Annotated in this window: 16 protein-coding genes; 14 read left to right on the top strand and 2 right to left on the bottom strand. The window is 41.2% G+C overall.

What is annotated here, in order from left to right; translation table 11 throughout:
- The first annotated feature begins 28 nt into the window (after nt 1-28).
- The 7 genes from BM176_RS20080 to BM176_RS20050 all read left to right on the top strand — a co-directional run bounded on the left by BM176_RS20080 (nt 29) and on the right by BM176_RS20050 (nt 8,463).
- Nucleotides 29-1,558: a RagB/SusD family nutrient uptake outer membrane protein gene (locus BM176_RS20080; RefSeq protein ID WP_090106077.1), complete on the top strand. Its 1,530-nt coding sequence runs from the start codon at nt 29-31 to the stop codon at nt 1,556-1,558.
- Nucleotides 1,559-1,568: 10 nt separating this feature from the next.
- Nucleotides 1,569-2,270 (top strand): hypothetical protein, encoded by a 702-nt coding sequence (locus BM176_RS20075; RefSeq protein ID WP_090106076.1) that lies wholly within the window; start codon nt 1,569-1,571, stop codon nt 2,268-2,270.
- Nucleotides 2,271-2,290: 20 nt separating this feature from the next.
- Nucleotides 2,291-3,856, top strand: coding sequence for a DUF5008 domain-containing protein (locus tag BM176_RS20070; protein WP_143097865.1), 1,566 nt, complete (start codon nt 2,291-2,293; stop codon nt 3,854-3,856).
- Between the two features lie 13 nt (nt 3,857-3,869).
- A complete protein-coding gene (locus BM176_RS20065) occupies nt 3,870-5,597 on the top strand; it encodes an alkaline phosphatase family protein (RefSeq protein ID WP_090106074.1) in 1,728 nt (575 codons plus the stop codon).
- Nucleotides 5,598-5,606: 9 nt separating this feature from the next.
- A complete protein-coding gene (locus BM176_RS20060; protein ID WP_090106073.1) occupies nt 5,607-6,947 on the top strand; it encodes a discoidin domain-containing protein in 1,341 nt (446 codons plus the stop codon).
- A 135-nt stretch (nt 6,948-7,082) separates the two neighbouring features.
- Entirely contained in the window at nt 7,083-7,859 is a 777-nt protein-coding gene (locus tag BM176_RS20055; protein WP_143097864.1) for an aminoglycoside 6-adenylyltransferase, read from the top strand.
- 88 nt (nt 7,860-7,947) lie between these two features.
- A complete protein-coding gene (locus BM176_RS20050) occupies nt 7,948-8,463 on the top strand; it encodes an O-acetyl-ADP-ribose deacetylase (protein ID WP_090106071.1) in 516 nt (171 codons plus the stop codon).
- A 2-nt stretch (nt 8,464-8,465) separates the two neighbouring features.
- Here BM176_RS20050 and BM176_RS20045 read toward each other — a convergent pair whose 3' ends face one another.
- The gene (locus BM176_RS20045; protein WP_090106070.1) at nt 8,466-9,359 is read right to left on the bottom strand and encodes an Abi family protein; all 894 of its coding nucleotides are present in this window, start codon (nt 9,357-9,359) and stop codon (nt 8,466-8,468) included.
- A 373-nt stretch (nt 9,360-9,732) separates the two neighbouring features.
- Here BM176_RS20045 and BM176_RS20040 point away from each other — a divergent pair, with 373 nt between their 5' ends.
- The gene (locus BM176_RS20040; protein ID WP_090106069.1) at nt 9,733-11,802 is read left to right on the top strand and encodes an acylase; all 2,070 of its coding nucleotides are present in this window, start codon (nt 9,733-9,735) and stop codon (nt 11,800-11,802) included.
- Between the two features lie 537 nt (nt 11,803-12,339).
- Nucleotides 12,340-13,083 (top strand): hypothetical protein, encoded by a 744-nt coding sequence (locus tag BM176_RS20035; protein ID WP_090106068.1) that lies wholly within the window; start codon nt 12,340-12,342, stop codon nt 13,081-13,083.
- 145 nt (nt 13,084-13,228) lie between these two features.
- Here BM176_RS20035 and BM176_RS20030 read toward each other — a convergent pair whose 3' ends face one another.
- Entirely contained in the window at nt 13,229-13,621 is a 393-nt protein-coding gene (locus BM176_RS20030) for a response regulator (protein ID WP_090106067.1), read from the bottom strand.
- Between the two features lie 346 nt (nt 13,622-13,967).
- Here BM176_RS20030 and BM176_RS20025 point away from each other — a divergent pair, with 346 nt between their 5' ends.
- From BM176_RS20025 to BM176_RS20005, 5 genes are all read left to right on the top strand, one after another.
- Nucleotides 13,968-15,692 (top strand): hybrid sensor histidine kinase/response regulator, encoded by a 1,725-nt coding sequence (locus BM176_RS20025; RefSeq protein WP_090106066.1) that lies wholly within the window; start codon nt 13,968-13,970, stop codon nt 15,690-15,692.
- A 124-nt stretch (nt 15,693-15,816) separates the two neighbouring features.
- Complete coding sequence (locus BM176_RS20020; RefSeq protein WP_090106065.1) at nt 15,817-16,779, top strand: terpene synthase family protein; 963 nt, start codon at nt 15,817-15,819, stop codon at nt 16,777-16,779.
- A gap of 200 nt (nt 16,780-16,979) precedes the next feature.
- The gene (locus BM176_RS20015; protein WP_090106064.1) at nt 16,980-18,959 is read left to right on the top strand and encodes a KUP/HAK/KT family potassium transporter; all 1,980 of its coding nucleotides are present in this window, start codon (nt 16,980-16,982) and stop codon (nt 18,957-18,959) included.
- Nucleotides 18,960-19,531: 572 nt separating this feature from the next.
- On the top strand, nt 19,532-22,714 hold the full coding sequence (locus BM176_RS20010) for a SusC/RagA family TonB-linked outer membrane protein (protein WP_090106063.1): 3,183 nt from the start codon (nt 19,532-19,534) through the stop codon (nt 22,712-22,714).
- Complete coding sequence (locus BM176_RS20005; protein ID WP_090106062.1) at nt 22,711-24,474, top strand: RagB/SusD family nutrient uptake outer membrane protein; 1,764 nt, start codon at nt 22,711-22,713, stop codon at nt 24,472-24,474. Before BM176_RS20010 ends, BM176_RS20005 begins: the two co-directional genes overlap by 4 nt.
- The last annotated feature ends 53 nt before the right edge of the window (nt 24,475-24,527 follow it).

The raw sequence follows: 24,527 nt of genomic DNA, 5'->3' as shown, positions 1-24,527 counted from the left end.
TTTCTGGAAGTCCCTAAATAAATCGATTATGTATCGCAGGATTATTTACCTCACCGCACTCTTAACGCTCATTAGTCAGTATGGGTGCAAAAAATTCCTGAATGTACAACCCCTGGACCGGTTGTCTGGCAACGCATTCTTTAAAAGTGCCAAAGACGTAGAAGACAACATCTGGGATATCTACGGTCTGTTCAGAGATGTAACCGGTTCCTGTCCCATGTTCGCCGTTGCAGGAGAGGTAAGGGGAGGAATGCTTCCCTCATCACCACAGAAGAACGATGGCAGTGATCGTTCATTTGTAGATTATGTAGCACAGAATCAATTGCTTCCTGTAATATATACCCCCTCCGGGAAAGACTTCTGGAACATCTTTGACCTGCCTAACCTGGCAGATTGGAAGCCATTTTACCGTGTGATCCAGGCCTGTAATATTTTGCAATATGAAATTACCCGCCGGGATATTCCCGATCTCTCTGCAGATGCTATAAAGAAATACCAGGCAGAGGCTTCATTCATGCGCAGCATGTGTTACTTTATGATGGTACGCTTATGGGGAGATGTACCTTATTATACAGATGCCTATCACGAAGCGCCATTGCCAAGAGAAAAGATGGTGACGGTGATGAACAACTGTATCGCAGACCTCACAACAGCAATGGAAGCACTTCCCTGGACATTCAACGACCCTGCTTTCCGTGGCGCCCGTGCCAGTAAAGGAGCTGCTATCGCCTTACTCATGGAAATGAATATGTGGAATGCTGGTTTTGATAAAGGCAATGCGCAGAATTATTACACACAAACTGCGAAGCTGGGAGATGATCTCATAAAAAGTGGTGCGTACGAATTACTACCAATTGAACAGTCGTTCACCATTTTCAAAGGGCGTTCCAAAGAGAGCCTGTTTGATATTGTGATCAGTTCCAACTATGGAGAAACACTCGCCGAAAAATGGAATGACCTTTCTGAACTTGTAGTTCATTATCCTTATAAACGTCCTGCCAACGGTCATCAATACAGCTTTACCTATTTCCGTGCAGAATATCTGCGCCGGTTATATCCCATAGGCGTTCCCGATGCACGCACAGAAATGTGGTTCGATTCACAGATGTTCGCCAACGATGGAACTTTCCTCTTTCTGAAATATAACAGCGTATATGAACAGGGCAATGACGATGTAAACGTGGATAATAATCTCATCGTATTACGGTATGCCGGCGCAATTCTTTTAAGGGCAGAAGCGCTCGCGGAAATTGGGCAGGATGATGAAGCAGTCCGAATGATGAACCTCATCCGGGAACGCGCTAAAACAACCCTTTATCAGGGACCCGGAGGTATAGGTCTGAAAGAGGCCATCTTCACCGAAAGAGCAAAAGAGCTGATGATGGAAGGACATTACTACTTTGATCTGGTACGTACCGGCCGGGTAATGAACCAGCAATGGTGTTATTATCCGCTTACTCAGTCACAGTTTGATAATGGTGCATGGACCTGGCCAATCAGTACTTCCGCACTGGATAATAATCCTTATATGCAACTCAACAATTATTGGTTAAGATAAAATATTTCTTATGCAGCAGTTTAAATGTGTACTGATGGGAATATTGATCCTGGTAGCTGCCTGTAAAAAGGACAATTACTATAAGGATTCCGGCAGTCATGATCCGCATTTTAAAGGGAGTACACTCGATTATCTCGATTCTGTTCCTTTCTATTTTGATAGTGTGGCGGCAGTTGTACGGCTGGCCGGAATGGAAGAAGTATTTAAGAATGATACACTTACTTTTTTTGCCCCTACAGATAAAAGTATTCTGAACCTGGTGAAAGAATTGAACTATTCCCTGTACACCTTAGGATATGATACGGTGAAAGTACTGGCAGACGTTCCTTCAGATATCTGGCAGAAGTATCTGCAGATGTATATGTTTCATGGCGCCAGTCAGCTGAAGGATTATCCGCAGATAGATTATAACCTTAAAGCTGTTTATCCCGGGCAGGGGTATTTGTCCTGGAACGGAACACCTATGAATATCGGGGTAGTATATAATGATGATAACGGGGTGAAGTATGTAGGCTACCGTCAGTTAAGTATTGCTTACATCCCTGATCCGGCCCGGCCATTGGATAACTGGTATACAGAATTTATTGCTTCCAGCAATCTTGTAACTGATAACGGTGTAGTGCATACGTTAAATGTGAATCACCGGTACTTCGGGTTTAGTGTAAGCAGGTTCATTGCAGATATGCAAAACGCTATGCAAAACGGTGGTTGAAAATTAAAATTAGTCAGCAGATGAAAAAAATATTCTTACTTCTACTCCTGGTCATCGCCTGCAAAAAAGATGATAAAGTATATGATGATCCTTATGCGGGAGGCAAAAAGCCGCTGGGGGTAACCATGAGTACAGACCTGCCCACACCTTCGGAAGCAGCACCGGGTGTTACTATCCGCTTTAAAGGAAAGGGGATGTTAAAACATAAAGATTCCATCCATTTTAATTTCAATGGAGAGCCGGGAGAGATCCTGGCAATAGACAGTACGGGTGTTGAGGTGAAAGTACCCGAAACTGCCAGTACTGGTGTGACTTCTGTTACTATTGGCGATCAGATCTTTTTCGGTCCGGTATTCAAAGTAAAAGGGAATCTGGAGGTCGATAATAATTTTAAAGTAGTAATAGGTGCCAATGGTGCAGTGTTAGATGTACATCGTTTTTCTGATGGCCGCCTCTTAATGATTGGTCAGTTTTCCGATTATGAACACAAAGGTGTAGTCAAGCCAATCAACAGGATCGTTATGACCTCAAAAGATGGTGAGATTGACCGTACGTTGCTCTCCGGAAGAGGAGCCGATGGTGCGCTCGTAACAATGGATGCTTTACCAAATGGAAAGCTGGTGGCAGGAGGGAATTTTACTTCTTATGATATCCACCTTGCAGAGATCCATAACATTACAGTGCTGAACAGCAATGGGTCTATCGATTCCATGACGGTGAACACTTTCCTGAAAAAGGATACAGTGCCTGCATTTAACGGTGGTACAGATGGCACTGTCAACAAAGTATTCGTGCATAATAATATGATAACGGCAATCGGCAACTTTAACTATTATCTGCAGTATGTATATGGAGAATCAGACTTCCGGCATGAACGAGATTCACTAATTACAGATAGTGTGGTAGTCCGCCAGTTGATCCGATTCTACCCTAATGGATCGCTGGACTCTTCTTTTAACTATGACCTATCCAAACATAAGAGTTATGACGGGGCTAACGGACCTATTAACGATGCTTTCATGCAGGCCGATGGAAAGATTATTATTGTAGGGCGTTTTACCCGTTACAATGGTTTACCTGCATCCAATATAGCCCGCATTAATACAGATGGCAGCCTGGACCCTGGCTTTGGTGGCGCCGGTGCCGACAACGCTATTAATACAATCCGGTATAATGAAACTACACAGAAATTTATGCTGGCAGGATCGTTTACCAAATTTGACGGAGCCTCACATCACGGACTGGCTATGCTGAAAGCAGATGGAACAACCGATGAACAGTTCTCCTCTTTACAAATGGGTACCAATGAAGTTTTCTATTGTGCACAGCAACTGAGCAATGGATTAATCATTGTGACCGGCAATTTTAAAAGCTACGGTAATGTACACAGAAGCGGGCTGATGGTATTGGACAACAAAGGCGCCCTGGCAGCAGGGTACAACAATACCGGCGATCTGGAAGGCGGGGTAGCTAAGATCTTTGAAACAACCAACAGTTCCGGACAAACGCAGGCATTACTGTTAGGCTATTTCTACCGGTTCAATCAGATCGATGTAGGCAATATTACCCGCTTGTTATTTAAATAAAACAGAGCAGCACATGAACAAGAGCATACTTATAATAACGGCCGCCATGATATTCCTGTCATGCAACAAGGGATTTGACCGCCTGCTGGATAACAATAACTATGAAGATACCACAGGGGCAGTTGCCAAAGTTCCCAAGATATTATTCCTGGTGGTAGATGGTGCCCGCGGAGAAGCGGTGCGTAAAGCAAATGCCCCCAACCTTGAGGCCATGTCAGAGCATGCAATTTACTCCTGGAACAGTATCAGTGATACATTGTATCAGAATGCCACTGCCTGGGCAGATTTGCTCACCGGTGTGCATAAGGAAAAACATGGTGTGACCACCAGCGATTTCAGTAATAATCGTTTGTCCACTTATCCCGTATTCTTCAAACATATTAAAGCACGTATGCCTGCATTCAGGATTGCGACCTTTAGTGCTGCGGATTCACTGGGCACTATGCTGATCACAGATGCTGATGTTAATCAGACCTTCGGAAATAACGATGCTGCAGTAACGACAGCTTTGCTGGAAGAACTGAAAGTTGATTCAGCAGGACTGATCTTCGGTCAGTTTGGAGAGATTGCAGCCGCCGGTAAAACATATGGTTATGATGTAAACATACCTGAATATAAATCAGCGATCCTGCAGGTAGATACTTACATTGGTAATATTCTGACAGCTTTAAAACAGCGCAGCACTTATGCAAAGGAAGATTGGCTGGTGGTTATTACTTCCGGTAATGGCGGTCCGTTTACACTGGATCCTGCCGATGATGATGCAACTATCCTCAGTAATACCAAAGCAAACACATTTACTTTCTTCTATTCTCCCCGTTATGCCCCCAACTTTATAGACCGGCCGTATACGGGAAACCGTTATTCGGGTAAGTCTGTACGATTGTATGGCAACACCGCTGCTACAGCAGTGTATGCTACAATAGACAGCGGAAAAACAGATTATTACCTGGGCAGTACGCAGGAGGCTACCATAGAACTGAAAATTAAAAAGAACAAAACATCCTACGGCGATTATTCTTTTACTTACCCCTCTGTGATCGGTAATAATATGTCGCTCGACTGGTGGAACAATACCGGCTGGGCCATTTCCCTGGAAGCAAATGCCTGGGGGCTTCATTTCGGACAGGCAGGCGCTGGCTTTAATATGGCTACTGCCGGAAGCATTGCTGATGGCAGATGGCATGATATCGCCGCAGTATTTGTGAACAGAGATAACAAACGTTACCTGCGCCTGTTCACAGATGGTGGTTTTAATACAGAAGCTGATATCACTTCTTATGGCAACTTTGATACAGATGCCCCATTAACATTAGGGTTTATGCCGGGCAATGTAACAGACAATAACCGCTGGCTGAATGCCTATATCACAGAAGTAAAGTTCTGGAAAGCAGCGCTGCCGGATGCGGTGATCAGCCAGTATGTTTGTGTACCGGAACTTCCCTCATCCCATCCTTATAAAGATTACCTGGTAGGATACTGGCCATGTAAAGATGGTTTCGGTAATGTGTTTGAGGACCAGAGTGAATGGAATCATGATTTTCAGATTCATGGAAGTTATCAGTGGGACGATTTCAGTGATCTTATGTGTCCCACTTCTGCCAGTAACCTGGCACAGCTGGTACCTCAGCCGGTAGATGTAACCCGGCAGGTCCTGAATTGGTTACAGATAGCAGCCGATACCAGGTGGGATCTGGATGGCAGGGTATGGATAACCTCTTATGTTACTATCACAAAATAATCAGATCATATGCGCAACATATTTGTCTTACTCTTCGTGTTATTTGTCCTTTCCTGTAAAAAGGATAGTAAGTTTAAAGATGAGCAATTGGGCATTGTAAATGTATCTGTCAGCACAACTGAAAGATTTACAAAAACGGCAGATAATGTAACGATCCCTATTAACATTGTTTTATCTGCAGCTGCCCCTAAGATCTTCACGGTAAGTATTGGCGTGAATAATGATACGATCAATGAACTGATCAATAATCAGCAGTTAGCCGGAGCCATTTTACTGGACAACAGTTATTATCAGTTACCCAAAACGGCAGAGATCCGTTTCGGACTGGATACCTTTGCTATCCCTTTGCAGGTAAGCATGCAAGCCATTGAAAAGTATTATGGTAACAAACTGGCACTGGCAGTTACACTAAGTAATCCCGGTAAGAATAATACGCTGAATGCAGCCGCTAAAACTGCTATCGTGATTATCAATACAACGGATATCATCCGTCAGTCAGAGATCCACTATGTCTCTTTTACGGAAGCCGGAAAAATTTTGGAGCAACCATCCGGTACGGATCATATATTAGGCACTAAAGAAGTGATACTCCCGGTAAGCGTTTCTCTGGGTGGTGTTGCAGGAAGTGCATTTACTCTAAGTGTGAGTGCTGCACCAGACACTGCACAATCATTGATTGATGATGGTACGCTGGGAGGTTCTGTATTACTGAAGGAAGGAGATGATTATACATTGCCTGCTAGTATCAGTTTCCCAGCCAATACCAATGTTGCAAAGTTCAATGTAATAGTAAAGACGGATGCATTAAGAATGTATGAACTGAACAAACCCGCATTGGCTATTACGCTCGGCGAACCTACCAAACACCTGTTGGATTCAGTAAAACGTACGCTTGTAATGGTATTGGATCCATCCAGGCTGATCGAAACGGATATCACCAATACAAATATTAAATACACGGTGCAGTATGATAATGGAAATACAAATGAAAACTCACCTAAGCTGATTGATAACAATGTGAACACTAAATTTCTGTTAGGTAGTTTTACCTCCGCCTGGATGCAGCTGGAGTTTGCTACACCGCAAATAACCGGTGCTTACACCATTACTTCGGCCAACGATGCACCGGGTCGTGATCCCAAGAACTGGAAAATAGAAGGATCTAATGATGGTGTGGACTGGACAATATTGGATCAGCGTACAAACCAGACATTTGGTTCACGCTTCCTAACGGTGAAGTATACTTTTTCAAACCAGGATGCTTATAAATTCTATCGCTACACTGTTACTGCTGTAGGTAGTGGCAATTTGTGGCAGCAAGCGGAATGGCGATTGCTGAAACGTCCGTAACTGTTTACCCGCTCCCTTCAATATAACCCTTAAGCAGGGCTGGTCAATATTGGCTAGCCCTGTAGTTATTTAATTTATAATCTTGCTTTCACATTTGCCAAATATTCTTAACTTTTAGGCTTACAATATGAAATAATGCAAAAACAATTTGCCGACAAAGTAACCAGTTTTATTAAGAAAGACAGTGATGTTATAGGACTGGCAGTTGCCGGCTCCTGGCTCACTAATGAGATAGATGAATTCTCCGACCTTGACCTCATCCTGGTAACAAAAGAAAAGATCTCTGGTAGCAAAGAGAAAATGTTGGAATATGCTAATCAGTTTGGAACACTCTTAACCGCATTTACAGGTGAACATGTTGGTGAACCCAGGCTATTGATTTGTCTTTATGATAATCCGTTATTGCATGTTGATATCAAGTTTGTAACAATTGAGGAGTTCCAATCCCGTATAGAAACACCAACTATACTTTGGGATACAGATGGTCAATTACAACAGGTAATTGATCAAACAACGGCTACATTTCCTTATCCGGATTATCAGTGGATTGAAGACCGTTTCTGGGTGTGGATTCATTACGCATTGCTGAAAATAGGGAGAGGTGAATATTTTGAAGCGATGGATTTTTTCGGTTTTTTAAGAATGGTAGTATTAGGACCATTACTGCATATAAAAAACGGGAATTTACCAAGAGGTGTCCGGAAAGTAGAAAGTATGCTTCCTGATAATGACCTTGCAGCATTGAAATTAACAATGACAGAACATAATAGATTATCGTTGCTAAGTGCAATTGAGAATGCTATAACGCTTTATCGTAATCTTAGAAAAAGCTTGTTCGGCAAGGATATTGTATTACATACAGCCGCAGAGGAGAAGGTAATGATGTTTTTGGAGGAGATAGAAAAAATGTAGTTTATAGGTTAGTAGATTTGCGGCGATCATCGCCGGAAATCTGCTATATAATGCACGATATTTGTTATTCTGGTACTAACTTCAATCCATGACCACAAGAATAAAACTAATCCAGGGAGATATAACTCAATTAGCTGTTGATGCAATTGTCAATGCTGCCAATTCATCTTTGCTTGGCGGTGGGGGTGTAGATGGAGCTATCCACAGGGCAGGAGGCAAAGCTATCCTGGAAGAATGCCAGCTGATCCGTGCGCGCCAGGGAGGGTGTAAAACGGGGGAGGCTGTAATTACCACCGCTGGTAATCTGCCAGCTACTTATGTAATTCATACGGTTGGTCCTGTATGGAATAAAGGGAATGCTGAGGAAGAGCAGTTATTGAGAAATGCTTATCAGCACAGTTTGGAATTGGCGATAGAGAACGAGGTAAAGACAATTGCTTTCCCGAATATCAGTACGGGGATTTATCATTTCCCTAAAGAGAAAGCGGCCGCGATTGCTATTAAAACAGTCAGAGATTTTTTAGAAAAGAATGATAGTATTGAGGAGGTAGTATTTGTCTGTTTTGATACGGAGAACTATGAGATTTATAAGAGATTATTATAAACTTACGTCCAGATCTGCTCTTTTCTCCAATTCTCAGTGAATCCCATATGTTGATAATCCATATCAGGATTATTATCAATCAGTGTTAGCAGTTTATTCTTAAAATTAGATCCAGGCTGTATTTTATTGATAAGATATTGCATGCAACAGAGCGTCGCATAAAGGCTGCTTAAATCTATTTTACCAACTTCTTCTAAGAACCGGTGTTTAGATCGCGAAGGCAAGATAATAGTTTTAGCCATTGATCTGTAAACTATACAACTGTGATGTGCGCATCTGTTTCTCAATTGAGTTATACAGTGAAGCCAATTTACAAAAACATTGTCGGGCAAATTGTATTTCCAGCAGATAGCTAATTTTATAGTTCTATCTGATAAATGTTCGAATATTTTTGATATAGTACCAAAAGAAAGTGATTCGAAAATCATCCAGCATGGAGGTAGATGAGGTTCACTATAACGTTGTCTGTAGCGCTTAACGGCATATTCATCGGAATTTAATGTGTCCTTTTCTACTGAGGTTAAGAAATCATCAAAGTTAAATGAAGGTAAGAAATGCTGTCTTTCCATATACCAATGTGTACCATGAACATGAGCCATTGAGTTGGAAATTAATGTCTTTATTGCTACCTCAATTGTTTCTATAGCATCAAAAAGAACAAACTTTAAATCCCTATCAAAAAGATATAATTTAATAACCTGATCAAAGGTACTATTAGGTACAAAATTACCCGTCTGAGCATTCTTAAATTTATCTGCGTAGTTTTTAAGTCTGGAATAACTAACATGAGATAACCAGCGTTCCACATCATTTGCAGAATCTACCGTTAATCCTTTGGCCTTGAGAAGCTCTACTTGCTCAGGTATAGTAATTGAGGGAACTTGGTATGTTAACATTACAATGGTATAAAAAAAAAGAGCCTGCCAGATTTGCCCGTGTAAACAGAGGGGTGGCAGACTATGTCTCTACGAAGATAAGAAATATTATTTTGAATAGAAAAATTTTTCATAAAAAAATTACCAAAAATCCGATGAAGTAATAGCCATCTCAGTTCATAATTTTTATACTATTAGAATCTCTTCCGGTTCGCGGTAGTTCTGAGGTGCAGCAAAAACATCATCTCCGTAAAGCACCGGTTGAAATACTTCTAATACGATATAGCAGTAAAGACATTACCTTCTATTTTATTTGGTCAATTGTAAAAAATTAAGATATTTATATAAAATCAAAATGTAACCCATCTTCACCTTTTTCAGAAAATAATCTATTATGAGAACCAAATCGACGTATTGCCTGCTAATGGCGTGCTTCCTTTTTTCTGGCCTTGCCTGTAAAGCAGACCCAATTAAGATTATATGGGATACCTGGGGCGTACCTCATATTTACGCCAACACAGAAAAGGACTTATTCTATGCTCAGGGATGGGCGGAGATGCAACAACATGCTAATCTGCTCCTGGAGTTATATGGTCAGTCAAGGGGGCGTGGGGCGGAATACTGGGGGATAGAACACCTGCCCGAGGATAAGTTGATCAATGCCCTGGGATTCCCCGAACTGGCTAATTCCTGGCGGCAACAGCAGGATCCCCAGACGAAGATTATGCTGAATGCTTTCGTTGCTGGCATGAACGATTATATAAAAGCACATCCGGAAGTAGTAAAACCCGGAAACAAGGTGATATTGCCCATCACTACCGACGACATTAACCTGCACGCCATGTATGTTTTCTTTACCCGCTTTGTGGGTGGGGCAGATCTGGGAAGAACTACCCAGTGGAAAGACATGGGGTCGAACGGTTATGCTGTGGCACCTAAAAGATCAGCTTCCGGTCATGCAATGCTGGTACAGAACCCTCATTTGCCCTGGCTGAAAGAATTTACCTGGTTTGAATCGCAATTGAACATTGGCGATAAAAGCATTCACGGTGCTCACTTGTTGGGATTTCCTGGCTTTGGCATTGCATTTAATAAAGACCTGGGTTGGACACATACCAATAATACCCTCGATAATGCTGATACCTACGAGCTGACCTTGCAGGATAGCGGGTATATTCTGGATAACCATCGCAAAGATTTTACCCGCATTAAAAAAACGCTTAAAATCAAAGGAAAGGATGGAGCCATGAGTGAGCAGCAGATCGAGGTTCTGAGTAGTGAGTATGGGCCTGTGATCAGGAAAGGAGTGGGTAAGGCGCTGGCTATTCATATGGCAGGAACTGATCATCCCGATGCATTGCTGCAATGGTGGAAGATGGCAAACAGCCGGAACCTCACAGAGTTTGAATCGGCATTAAAGATGGCGCAGATTCCCTTCTGGAATGTGCTGTATGCAGACGTGCATGGAGATATTTTTTACATATTCAATGGATTGGTACCAGCCCGCAGTTATGGTGACTGGTACTATTGGAATAAGATCATTCCCAGCACCGCATCAAAGGACATCTGGAAAGCGGCCCTGCCTTATAGGGATCTGCCTAAATTAAAAAATCCCGTTACAGGATGGCTGCAAAATGCGAATGACCCGCCGTGGACCTGCACCGTGCCACAGGCATTGCACCAGGCTGATTATCCAGCGTATATGTCACCGGATTTTATGTCTATGCGTTCCCAGCGTTCGGCAAATATGTTACTGAGCGATAGTTCCATCACTTTCGATGAATTGGTTAGTTATAAACTATCTACACATTCAGGATTGGCAGACAGGGTACTGGATGATCTGTTCAAAGCGGTAGATGCTTCTTCCTCCGCCACTGCAAAAGAAGCAAAGGAGATATTGATGAAATGGGACCGGTCGGCCGATGTGGATAGTAAGGGTATGGTGTTGTTCTTTGCCTGGGCAATGAAATTTCATCCTGCCGATGAAGCAAACTATACCCATCACTGGGATACCAAACATCCTACTACAACGCCCTACGGACTGGCCAATCCGGCCAATGCAGTGCTTTTGCTGGAACAGGCTGCCAATGAAGTGAAAACTACCTTTGGAACGCTGGACGTGCCCTGGGGACAGTATTACAGGCTGAAACGCAATAATATTAATCTGCCTGCAAATGGTGCTGATGGTTCCCTGGGAATTTTTCGTGTAGCCTCCCCCGGTCAGGCTAATGGTAAGGAACTGTCTGTTGGGGCAGGTGATTCCTGGGTAGGCGTGGTGGAGTTTGGCAAAAGGATCAATGCCCGGGTTTTACTCAGTTATGGTAATTCTTCGGAAGTTTCTTCCCCTCATAATGGTGATCAGTTAACGTTGTTTTCGGAAAAGAAACTCAGAGACCCCTGGTTTTATCCGGAAGAACTGGAAAAACATACGGAAAGGGTAGAGGTATTGGAACGGAAAAATTAATAAAATGAGGAGCTGACTAAAAGCAAAAGGGTCTTATCTATCCGGGAAGACACCTTTTTCAGTCAGCCCCTTTACCCTCTTATCCACAGATTTTCCACAAAATGGCTTAAAATTGAAAATACAACTCATTGATAAACAATATTTATTAGGTTTTTTTGTGTTTTATGGAAATAGGTGAGTAAATTTGGACGCCCAATACCGATAAATTGCCCTTTTTTATAATGGGTTGATCTGGTATAAATTATACCCAAGAGCCGGCTTTTGCCGATTGTTCTATGTGGGAGGCAGCTATGAAATTATAGTCCTGATATACCTATGAAAAATACGAAACCTAAGATGAATGTATCTTCTCACGTCGCCATCCCGGCAAACGATCTTCTTTTCCATGTTTATGTAATCAGCACAGCTTCAGCCATTCTTTATCCGAGAACCTTTCCTTTTTTAGCAAACCCGTTACCGGTAATAGTTTCAGATTTCTAATTTGAAAATGACACCGATTAATAATGATAAAATTGTTCTCTGATTAAATTTTTTAAAATGAGTTTTAAGTTTACCAAGTTACTATTCCTGTTTAGTCTATCTGTTTTAAGTCTTACAGCATACTCTCAAAAGAAACAACCGGTAAAAACTGACCAAAAAAAGAAAGTTGCGTCTGCGAAACAGAAAGAAAAAGCAGTAATGCCTCCTAAAAAGCCATCTGTTTTCAAAGAGCCGGTAAAGAATTTCATGTCACATGATGTAACTGTTGCATCTTTTTATCTGAAAAAAGAACAAAAAGTTATCTTCTTTGAAGATACCATTAATGGAATGGAATGTACCACTTATTTAATGTCTGAAGTAGAGGTTATTAATAAAGTAGGAACACCTAAAAGAACGCCTGGATTTAAAAGATGGACACAGGATAAACCGGCTATTTCGGTGAATAATTCCCTGTTCATGTCAAGCCTGAGCATAAGGAATGCCGGTAGCCTGATCCCTGTATCAATAGCATATTTTAAGTTTTATGATGATGAATATATCATGATAAATATGCAGCTCTTTTCAGTAGTAGCCGGAGAATTCTGGAGCAATATATTACTGAAACTGGATAAGAAACATAAAGTGATTAAAGAGTACGTTATTGAATCTAATGAGAAGATGAACCGTAGGAAACTGGGAGATTATAACAATGACCATGACCTTGATTATTCTATATATAATAAAGAGATCAGTGCAGATGGAAAAAGTATGAAACGATCTATGGACATTTATTCCGTAGATGGAGATAAGAAAATACTGTAAAAATAGAGCGGAGATATAGTCATCCTACGTTCATCCTACGTTTTTAACGTAGGATGAACGTAGGATGACTATATCTCCGCTTTGTATGTTTAGGAAATCTTTGCCATTTATCCAATGTTCGGATACGTTCTATCAGCCCTGAAATTTAACTTAATTCCATAGCTAAGATATCTTCCAGTTGTTTGCAGAGTTCGCCAAAGCTGGAAGGTTTGGTAAGGAAATGAGCGGCACCCATACCCGCAGTTTCTATGGCGTCTTTTTCCCGTAGTGAGGTAGTGAAGATTATAACCGGGATATTGCTGAAAGCCTTATTCTGCTTGATTGCTGCGAGAAACTGTTTGCCATTCATCTTAGGCATATTCAGATCCAGGAATATCAGTTGACAACTGAATGCATTATCCTCAAACATGCGTAATCCTTCTTCTCCGTCAGATGCAAAATGACAGGTTACAGAGCTATCGACAATTGCCATAGCCTCTCCGAAAAGCTCCTGATCATCCATATCATCATCCACAAGTAAAATAACCCTGTTTGCCATATGTGTCGCAAAATTATGAATATTATAGATATTAACAGCCTGCTATTAATGTTGGTTTGTTAATGTACTTAATATAATTTATTTAAATATGAAATGATAGCATAGGACAGTTACTGTATGAAAGTTTTGTAATTCGCATTACTTAAGTATCATCAATTCCATATGAAAAACATCATATAGCCAGCCGGTCCGTTAACATTTTATATCCATAGCATAGCATAACGTGATGAGCGCTGCCTGATTTTTATCAGTGCAGCGCTTTATTTTTGTTAACTTAGCAATTATTTTTAACCATAATATCTTGGCGAGTTGAAGCGGGCATGAAAATATCCTACAGGGTTACACTATGACTAAACCTCAAAAAAAGTACTCTATTATTAGCCTGATCAGAGCAGGAACTGACGTATTGCAGGAAAATGGGAAGCGGACAATAGTTATTATTGTAAATGTAATGGCCGTTATTCCCTTATTGCTGGCGTTCATAATGGGCCCTATTCTGTATGCAGTGACACGTAACTGGGAAATGTGGGTTTACCCCTGGGTAGAGGTAGTAGTATTGTCAATGGTGGTAGTCCTCAATACAAAACATAAATTTAACGCCGCAGCATTACTCGTATTCTATACACATCTCTTCGGCATGTTCTTTTTTGGACTGATCATTGGTCCGGCAGCATGTATAGAAGGAATCTCTATATTTCTGGTAAGCCTGAGTTTTCTATTATTCTCCAAAAGATTATATCAGATCTTTAGTATTGCGGCATTGTTCATCGTCACCCTTTCCCTGGAAGTTAATTATTACTATGGAACAGTTGAGCACCTGCCTTATTCTGCAGATCAGGGAAGGATCATATCTGCCATGATCTTCTTTGCGGTGGTTATCCTTAATATTTTAGTGGTGAACTTCTATAGCACGGATTTCCTTAAATGGATTGGCCGGGTAGAAAAGAAGAACGACTCGAAAAGTGACTTTATTACTAAAACAAGCCATGACCTTAGAGGATCTATTAATGTAATAGAAAGTATCTTAAATGAATGCTTTGACCCTTCTGGCAATAACGAGGAGCAGGTGTTGGTAGAATCAAAGCATCTCCTGAATATGTACTTTGCCCTACAGGATGCTAAACTGGTAATGAATGATGTACTGAGCTTACGGAAAATGGAATCCGGAGTTTATGACGAGATTATAAAGTCTTCTATAGAAATAAGAGAATGGTTTGAAAAACGAGCTTCTGCCTACCAGATATTAGGAGATAGCAGGTCTATAAATATTGAGTGTAATATTTCTGATGAGATCCCGGAATACATTATAACAGATGCCGCAAAACTGCATAGAATTATTATCAACTTATTGACAAATGCGATCAAGTTCACACACAATAATTCAACAATACACATAAATGTATATGCCAGTCTCGGAATGGTATTTAATGTAGATGTAAAAGATGAAGGAGATGGTATTGAAGAAGCCTATATCGAAAAGATCTTTAATCCCTATGTTTCACAGGCCGGGCAGAGCACAGAAGCTACCGGGTTGGGACTTACCATTTCAAGGCATTTTGCAAACCTTCTTGGTGGAAGTATTATCGTGAAAAGCAAGATGGGTATGGGAAGTACATTCTCTCTTTCCATACCATTGGAACGAGGTGTTTCTGCACGGATCATAACATCACCGGAAAGAGAGAATAAGCTGTTGCCGATGAGTGTTCTGGTGATAGACGATGATCCTATGTGCAGGATGATAGCAGAGCGGATGCTGTTTAAAATGGTCAGCGAAGTAATGGTCGCAGATACCCTGGATAAAGCCTTATTGCTTTCGGAAGAAAAAACGCCGAATGTTATTCTGCTCGACTTAAATATGCCCGGCCTCACCGGAAAGGAAATGTTACAAAAAATCAAATCACATCAATTATTATCACATGTACCGGTAATCATCTGCTCCAGCGATGCTTATGAAGAAACAATCACAGAAATTAAAATATTGGGTGCAGACGGTTATATCATAAAACCTATATCATCATTCAACCAGTTATATAATGAAATCGTCAAGTTTAATTATCTTACATTTAGCTGATAAATTAATATAACTATTTATATATAATAACCCTACCATGTTGTAATACCCCTCCCTTTCTTTGGATGCATTTTTTCTATATTTCAAATGATAAAGACTTTTTTAACCTTCTAAATCATTTGTCATGTATTACTCATCTATTAGCATTCCAGAATTGTATTGTCCTTTCAACTCCCAGATCAGCCCGTACGCAGGCGCGGTCGAATCACATACTTCCAAATGGGTGGAAGAGTTCCGTATCCGCGATGATATCAAAGGTTACACAGAATCAAGATTTGCCTATATGACTTCGCGGTTTTATCCAACCGCAGAATATTCAAGGCTCTGTCTTGCCAATGACCTGCTCGTATTATTATTTTTGCTGGACGATGTTTTTGATAATAAAAACGAAGAAACCCAGAACCCGGAAACCCTGAAAAAACTCCTGTATTCCTGCCTCGAAATATTAAAAAACGACCGCAGTTATACATTGGAGTCAGGTGGTAATATCCTGGCAGCACTAACCGATGTATGGAAACGAATGAAGGATTGCACTTCTATTCAATACCAGGAGAAATTTGTACAGGATATGCTGAAATTATTCAGCGCAGTCGACTGGCAGAACAAAAATGTAAATGCTGCAAAAATACCGTCCATTGCAGATTATATCGAAAGCCGTCCCCTCATTGGCGGGGCTCATATTGCGGCTACGCTCATTGAACTCACGGAGCAGGTACACCTGCCGGCCAATATCATCAGTCATAAAAAAATAATAAACCTCACTATGCTTTGCGGCCACCTGGGTTGCTGGGCAAATGATCTGTATTCTTTGAATAAAGAAATGGAACATGGCGACATGCATAACCTGGTACTGGTAATGCAGGAAGAAAAAAACCTGAACATTGAAAATGCTATCAATGAAACAGTACGACTGCATAACCAGGAGATGATCCAGTTTGAAAGGATCTTCCATTCATTGCCCTCATTTAATGATGAGATAGACGAAGAAGTATATAAATATGCTTTTTGCCTGGCGATGATTGTAAGAGGAAATATTGACTGGAGCCTGCAGGATACATCCAGGTATGGTATGGTGGGACAGGCATAGTGGCCTGGTTTTTCCGCTCCTTCCCCAGGAAGCAAAATCGTATGCTTTCTGGGATTGGGGCGGATATCCGTAATTAAAATGTCCTTAAAATGTGCTCTGGCATTAACTCCATGGGGCTTTAATATCATAGTTTTGTTGCCGATTATGCGTGGGCTATAAATTTTTTAAGCCGGCTGCTTCCCTTACTTACAACTTAAAATATGGATGCTCATCATCATCATTTTAAAAAGATCACTACCGCTGGACTGTTAATAGCACTTGGAATTATCTATGGTGATATTGGAACCTCTCCACTATACACATTTCAAACCATCATGAATGAAGGTGGTGTTATTGATGAACAGCTGGTATTCGGCGCTATTTCCTGTATCTTCTGGACACTTACGCTGCAAACAACATTTAAATATGTAATTATTACCCTTAACGCAGATAACAAAGGGGAAGGAGGTGTATTCTCTTTATACGCCCTGGTGCGGCGGTTTGGACCAAAGCTTGTATTCCCTGCAATTATTGGTGCTGGTACTCTGCTTGCTGATGGAATCATTACGCCACCGATTACAGTCACCTCTGCAATTGAAGGGCTGAATATGGTAAAAGGACTGAACAATGTGATCGTCCCCGGTAATAGCCTGGTAGTGGAAATTGTACTTGTAATTATTTTGTTACTCTTTATTTTCCAGCGTTTTGGGACTAAAGTTGTTGGTGGTGCATTTGGACCAATCATGTTCCTCTGGTTCCTGATGCTGGGTGTTTTGGGTATCAGCCAGATCATTCATTATCCTTATATTTTCCATGCACTCAATCCTAAATATGGTCTTGCTCTGCTTATAGAACATCCTAAGGGATTCTGGTTATTGGGGGCCGTGTTCCTGTGTACTACCGGGGCAGAAGCATTATATTCAGACCTTGGACATTGTGGAAAGAAAAATATACAAATAAGCTGGATCTTTGTAAAAATTACACTCATTCTCAATTACCTCGGGCAGGGTGCCTGGACTCTGTTGCAAAATAAAAGCAGCCTCGGAGGAGCCAATCCATTTTTCGCGATTGTACCGCATTGGTTTCTGCTGCCTTCTATCTTTATCGCTACATGTGCTTCTATTATTGCCAGCCAGGCGTTGATAAGTGGTTCTTTTACCCTGATCAGTGAGGCGATTAGTTTAAATTTCTGGCCTAAGGTTACAGTGAAATTCCCTACTAATATCCGTGGTCAGATCTATATTCCAAGTATCAACTGGATTCTTTGTGCAGGTTGTTTCCTGGTGGTATTATACTTTCGCACCAGTGAATCAATGACGGCAGCTTATGGTTTTTCAATTACTATTGCCATGTTGATGACCACAGTACTTATGTTTTACTTCCTTCGTTATGTAAAACATTATCCATTGTGGGTGGTTTCATTGATCATGGTATTATTCATTGCTGTGGAATCTTCTTTCTTTGTAGCCAATGCTGTAAAGATTGTAAAACGCCTTTTCTTCCTGGTTTTTGAAGTAGGACTGATCTCTACTATGTACATCTGGTTTAATGCCCGTAAGATCACTAACCGTTTTCTGAGCTTCATTAATCTGGATAAACACTTACAGGAAATAAAAACATTGAGTAATGACAGGAGTGTGCCTAAAACAACTTCACACCTGATTTACCTTACGAAAGCTGATCTTCCCCATCAGATTGAAAAAAGAATACTGACCTCTATATTTCAGCACAGTCCTAAACGGGCAGATATTTATTGGCTCATTCATATTGAACGTACCGATGAACCATATACAATGGAATACGGAGTAGAAGAAATGAATGATGGAAATGTGATCCGGGTGGATTTTATGTTAGGCTTCCGGGTACAACCAAGAATCGGATTGATGTTCCGTAATGTGGTGAAAGATATGATCCAGAATAAGGAGCTGGATATACTAAGCCGTTTCCCTGCCCTTGCAGTTGAAAACCTGGGGAATTATAAGTTTGTTATTTTTGAGAATATGCTGTCATATGATAATGAATTCTCAGTTGGGGAAGGATTTATCCTCAATAGCTACTTTGCAATCAATAAACTGGCAACTTCTGATAGTAAGGCATTCGGATTGGATAGCAGCCAGACATTAGTAGAAAAAATACCATTAGTGGTAACGCCGAAATCCGGGATCCATCTTAAGCAGGCTTTTTATAAAAAACGGGAATAGTAATCCTGGCTTTTCTGAATATTACAACAAATCTGAACAAAAAAACAGGACAATGGGTAATTCTCATTGTCCTGTTTTTGTTATTAACGTTTCCTGCCGGTGTTACCAATCTGAAAGAAGACTAATTATATCCATCTTAAACTTTTCTAGTGCATTTCAATTAAGAGTTTGTTTCTGCAACACCAGGCTTCGCTTGGTATTTCAGAAACAAACTCTTTTAAATTTTCCGGCAACGATTGCGTAAATAATTATTCCCGGGTCTGAATTATTCTGTAGATTGAAAAATATTTTAGTGTCATATCGACACAACTAAGATTAAACAATTCCACTGTTGCAAGGTATATCAGCTGTAGATTGGCATGTTATTATACAAGTATTTTTGTTATCGTTAATTGAAAAATTGCTCAAAATTCCAGTATGAAAAAGTATGTATTCAACCATGTGCTAACTAATGATCTTCCAACCATTATCTTAAAGTTCAGGTCATAAGATTTTTTCCGCAGGTTATTAGCATGAATCAAAAACCCATGTTATATATCCCTCTATTTTGTATGCATTAAATCATTCAGGTAATGATTAAGAATTTATTTTCGGGGACACAACTCCTGATAGGGATGTTGTTTGTTAATACGACGGCTGTTGCGAGACAACTAACCGCGTATGTAAAACCAACGCTTACTGCCGACTCTATAACGCAGGCTAAAGAAATTATAATCAAGGGGAAAGTATTGTCAAGGGAGGATCGTACCGGTATACCGGGTGTTACCGTAAGAGTGAAAGTAGGTAACAAAGGGACCACTACTTTGGCAGACGGTAGCTATTCTTTGAAAGTACATGAAAACTCTACAATCATTTTTTCCCAAATGGGATATGTAACAAAGGAAATTCCTGTAAATGGTCGTACAGCCATAGATGTTGTATATCTGGAAAAAGATGTGAAATCACTTAATGAAACTGTAATCATAGGATATGGTGTTCAGAAAAGAGCGAATGTATTAGGTGCTGTTAGCGCTGTGAATGCATCCGAGATTGAAGATCTGCCAGTGGCCAACCTGGCCACTGCACTGCAGAATAAAGTACCTGGTGTATCTGTTTCTCAGGCATCGGGCCGGCCGGGAGCTACTACTTCACTCACTATAAGAAACCCTGTTACCTGGGCAGCTACCGGCTCCTCTACAGATCCACTTTTTGTAATTGACGGCTTCCAGCTTACCAAACAGGATTTCGATAACCTGGATGCTACACTTATTGAAAGTGTCACCTTCCTGAAAGATGCCGCCGCTTCTATCTATGGTGCAAGAGGTGCAAATGGCGTTATTCTGGTAAAAACAAAAATGGGACGTCCCGGAAAACCACGCATCAGTTATGCTGGCTCATATGGGATCTCTTCTGCTACCTACATTCCGGAAATGCTGACAGGCTATGACCATGCAGTATTGTTGAATAATAAATACACCAGCCTTAAAGATGTTGATGCAAACAAATATTATACACCAGATGAGCTAACATATCTTAAAACACATAATAACAACTGGATAGATGATGTATGGAAAAGCTCTCATCTAAGTCGTCATACCCTCAGTGTGAGCGGGGGAACAGAGCGACTCACCTTTTTTGCCGGTGGAAACTATTACAAGGAAAACGGTAATGTGGGTGATCTGAATGTAACAAAATACGGGTTACGTATGGGTATCAATGCAAAGATCACCGATAATCTTACAACAACCATTTCCTTCTCTACCGATAATGCATTAACCAACAGACCTACACCTAAAACTGTACAATCAGGATTAACAGAACAGTCAGATCAGATGAGTGCTACAGTGAGTGCACTATTGCTTACTCCCGGATGGGTACCTATGTACATTGATGGTAGACCGGTATACTCTTCCGTGCCAGGCTGGCACCCCGGAGAGCTGGTGAAAACAGGTAGTTACAGCAAACTGAAATCTCAGGGACAAACCATCAATGCGAGTCTGGATTATAAGGTGCCTGCTATAGAAGGATTAACATTCCGCGTACAGTATGCCCGTAATGCCCGTAACAACTTTGGGAAGGAATATTATTTGCCTTACTCGCTCTACAACTTTGTGAAGGAAGGCACACATACTGGTACACAGAATGTGATTTTCACCAATCAGCTGACTACCGCCAATCCAAGTATTCTGATTAAGAACGGTAACCTGATGACGGAATCATATGGCGGTACTTCCAACTATCAGTTGAATGAGTCTGTGAACTACGGACGGAAATTCGGCAAACATGATGTTAACCTGATACTTGTAGCTGAACAGAGCGAAACACAGAGTGATAATTTTGATACCCGTCGTGAACAAGTGGTAATCCCTGGTATCGATCAGCTGTTTGCATTCAGCCAGGACAAATCCTTTTACGATAACTCCGGCTCAGCAGCTGAGGGTGGAAGAATGAGTTACCTGGGAAGACTTAACTATGCTTTCATGGATAAATTCCTGCTCGAAGCTACTTTCCGTGCAGATGCTTCCCCAAACTTCCCCAAAACATCGCAGTGGGGATATTTCCCATCTGTAGCAGTGGGTTGGAAATTGTCTGAAGAGAATTTCTTCAAAGAACATGTGAAGTTTATAAATGATTTTAAAATACGTTTCCAGGTAGGATTAACCGGTAATGATGCCGTTAAAAACTACCAATATAAAGAACGCTATACACAAACCACCGGTATGCTGTTTGGTAGCACATACACGAGCGGATTAAGCAACAATGATATTCCAAATCCTTCTATCACCTGGGAACGCGCATTATACAAGAATCTTGGATTTGATGGAACCGCGCTGAACCGCAGTCTTAATTTTTCGATCGATCTGTACCATCGTTATAATTACGATATGCTGATGCAACCCACCAGTACCGTGCCTACTACCTTTGGTGGTGGTATCTCCGATCAGAATTATGGCAGGTTAAAATCCTGGGGACTGGAAGCCATGCTGAACTATAATGGTTCCATTACGAAAGATCTTAAATTCTCTGCAGGTATCAACTTCGCCATCAGCGATAATAAGGTGATCCGCAAATTCTACGGAGCAGGAGATACCGCCTGGAAAAATCCTATTGGTCGCAGAACAGATAATGGTATGGAAGGGTATAAGTCTACCGGCATTTTGCGTACACAAAAGGAAGTAGATGCCTTCCTTTTGAAGAATCCTGGTTACACAATTGACGGGGCGACATTGATTCCCGGATACATGAACTTTGAGGATATTAACAAAGATGGTAAGATTGATGAAAATGATAAAACCCGTATTGCACCAAGAAGTGGAAGCGTTTATGGGGTAGGCTTTATTCTGGGAGCTTCCTGGAAAACCTTTAAACTGAGCGCCAATATTGGTCTGCAGGTAGGTGGATATGAGGCGTATGATAAAACTGCCAGAACACCGGCAACAGAGAATCAACGCTCACTGGCTATCTGGAAAGATTCATGGTCGCCCGAAAATCCTAATGCAAAGTATCCACTCATCAATTCACCACTCATCAAAGAAGTATCTGATTTCTGGGTACGCAGTGGTACAACTATGCGGGTAAATAATATGATGTTGTCTTATGGATTGCCTCAGGAACTGTCAGCAAAATGGAAGATTCCTGACCTTAGGTTCTTCGTTACCGGCACCAACTTATGGTCAATCATTAATAATCAACCTTACAAAGATCCGGCTACCAACCTGGCAATAGATTATCCTGCACTCCGTACCTATACGTTCGGTTTAAATCTGAGTTTATGAGAAAGTTATTGATATGTATTTCAATTTTGGCAGGACTTAGTGCCTGCTCAAAAATCCTGGATAAAACAGATCTCTCGGGAATAGATGAACGTACCTGGGATGCTGAATCTACTGCTACGCTTTACCTGAACAGGCTCTATGATATTTCCATGCCCACATGGCCTAACCTGGCTGGTTCCGCTGCATTGCCTACTGCTATTCATGATCTGGCAGATGATTATAACGGAGGCGAACAAAAGGTGTGGTACGGACAACTATCAGTAGATAATGTGACTGACTTTTTCGGTGGTAATGCATCAAATAATGCCTGGGCTTACATCCGTAAAATTAATATTCTGCTTACGGAAATAGAACAGGGCGCATTACCGCTGGATGTGAAAACTAAAATAAAAGCACAGGCCTATTTTTTAAGAGGATGGGTCTATTTTCAGCTGGTAAAACTTTACGGCGGTGTGCCATATATTAGTTATCCGCAAGACTGGGTAACAGATAACCTCCAGGTAAAACGCAATAAAACATCTGAATGTATAGACTCTATTGCGCGTGACTTTGATATGGCTACTTCATTGCCCGCTAGCTGGGGAAGTGCAGATCGTGGTCGTATTACAAGAGGTGCAGCATTAGGTATAAAAGGCCGTATGCTGCTGTTCTGGGCCAGTCCGCAGTTTAATCCCACTAATGATCCGGCGCGCTGGGAACGTGCCTATAAAGCCAACAGAGCGGCTTATGATACATTGCTCATTGATGGCTATGCATTGTTTGCCAGTTTTGCCAATGTATGGCTGGATGAAGGCACCGGAAATAAAGAAGTGATTATGCTGAGATCTTTTGACGGAGCAAACAAGGCCAGTACTTTTGAAGATGCAGCCCGTCCTAACTCCGAATCCAATGGCGGTGGTGGTTCCTATCAGCCTACCCTGGATCTGGTCAGAGCTTTTCCTATGAAAAACGGAGCGGCAATCACAGATGCAACCTCCGGTTATGATTCAGTATATTATTGGAAGGGTCGCGATCCCCGTTTTGATGCTACTATTGCTTACAATGGTTGTATCTGGCCACTGAGTAATAAAACGGGACGTAAACAATGGTTATACACTGGTATTACAGACGATAAGAATAAACCTTCGGTAACTGGTTTCTACTGTCGTAAAGGACTCAATACATCTACCATTAAGGATAATACTAAACTAGGAAAAACAGACTGGATAGAACTGCGATTAGCAGAAGTAATGCTAAACCTGGCAGAATGCGCAAATGCTACAGGACGTACACAGGAAGCTTATGACCTGCTGATTGCTATCCGGAAAAGAGCTGGTATTGAAGCAGGTGGAACTGGCTTGTATGGATTAAAGACTGGCATGACACAAACAGAAATGTTTAGCGCTATCATGCTGGAACGTAGAATAGAACTGGCTTTTGAAGGAAAAAGATATGATGATCTGCGTCGTAATAAATTATTTGATCAGCTGAATGGCACCCGTAGACACATTCTGAAGATAGCTGTGAAAGCACCATTTACTGTAAAAGATCTGGAAAAACCAGATGCTGCTGGTATTATGTTGCGTGATCGCATTGATATCAACGGAGCAGATTACACTACTTACTTTACCACTACAGTGGATATACTTGATACACAGAATCCAATTAAATTTTTACCGGAATATTATTTCTATGCGATTCCTACATCAAATATTCTCAGGAATCCTGCACTGGAACAGACCTCCGGATGGGGTAGTGGTACGTTCAATCCGCTGGAATAATATTTAATGATTTGTTCAATAGAGAATGCTAATTCAGAATAATCAATTCGTAA

Origin of the sequence: Chitinophaga sp. CF118, from assembly GCF_900112615.1 — a bacterium.
In the GTDB taxonomy this organism is placed as follows: domain Bacteria; phylum Bacteroidota; class Bacteroidia; order Chitinophagales; family Chitinophagaceae; genus Chitinophaga.
Note: the sequence above shows the minus strand (reverse complement) of the source record. Positions and strands in the feature narration are given on the sequence as shown.

Excerpts from the sequence above, each read along its gene's own strand:
- BM176_RS20075 (WP_090106076.1), top strand. The coding sequence starts at position 1,569 with ATGCAGCAGTTTAAATGTGTACTGATGGGAATATTGATCCTGGTAGCT.
- BM176_RS20040 (WP_090106069.1), top strand. The coding sequence starts at position 9,733 with ATGAGAACCAAATCGACGTATTGCCTGCTAATGGCGTGCTTCCTTTTT.
- BM176_RS20055 (WP_143097864.1), top strand. The coding sequence starts at position 7,083 with ATGCAAAAACAATTTGCCGACAAAGTAACCAGTTTTATTAAGAAAGAC.
- BM176_RS20070 (WP_143097865.1), top strand. The coding sequence starts at position 2,291 with ATGAAAAAAATATTCTTACTTCTACTCCTGGTCATCGCCTGCAAAAAA.
- BM176_RS20035 (WP_090106068.1), top strand. The coding sequence starts at position 12,340 with ATGAGTTTTAAGTTTACCAAGTTACTATTCCTGTTTAGTCTATCTGTT.
- BM176_RS20065 (WP_090106074.1), top strand. The coding sequence starts at position 3,870 with ATGAACAAGAGCATACTTATAATAACGGCCGCCATGATATTCCTGTCA.
- BM176_RS20020 (WP_090106065.1), top strand. The coding sequence starts at position 15,817 with ATGTATTACTCATCTATTAGCATTCCAGAATTGTATTGTCCTTTCAAC.
- BM176_RS20050 (WP_090106071.1), top strand. The coding sequence starts at position 7,948 with ATGACCACAAGAATAAAACTAATCCAGGGAGATATAACTCAATTAGCT.
- BM176_RS20030 (WP_090106067.1), bottom strand. The coding sequence starts at position 13,621 with ATGGCAAACAGGGTTATTTTACTTGTGGATGATGATATGGATGATCAG.
- BM176_RS20010 (WP_090106063.1), top strand. The coding sequence starts at position 19,532 with ATGATTAAGAATTTATTTTCGGGGACACAACTCCTGATAGGGATGTTG.
- BM176_RS20080 (WP_090106077.1), top strand. The coding sequence starts at position 29 with ATGTATCGCAGGATTATTTACCTCACCGCACTCTTAACGCTCATTAGT.
- BM176_RS20015 (WP_090106064.1), top strand. The coding sequence starts at position 16,980 with ATGGATGCTCATCATCATCATTTTAAAAAGATCACTACCGCTGGACTG.
- BM176_RS20005 (WP_090106062.1), top strand. The coding sequence starts at position 22,711 with ATGAGAAAGTTATTGATATGTATTTCAATTTTGGCAGGACTTAGTGCC.
- BM176_RS20025 (WP_090106066.1), top strand. The coding sequence starts at position 13,968 with ATGACTAAACCTCAAAAAAAGTACTCTATTATTAGCCTGATCAGAGCA.
- BM176_RS20045 (WP_090106070.1), bottom strand. The coding sequence starts at position 9,359 with ATGTTAACATACCAAGTTCCCTCAATTACTATACCTGAGCAAGTAGAG.
- BM176_RS20060 (WP_090106073.1), top strand. The coding sequence starts at position 5,607 with ATGCGCAACATATTTGTCTTACTCTTCGTGTTATTTGTCCTTTCCTGT.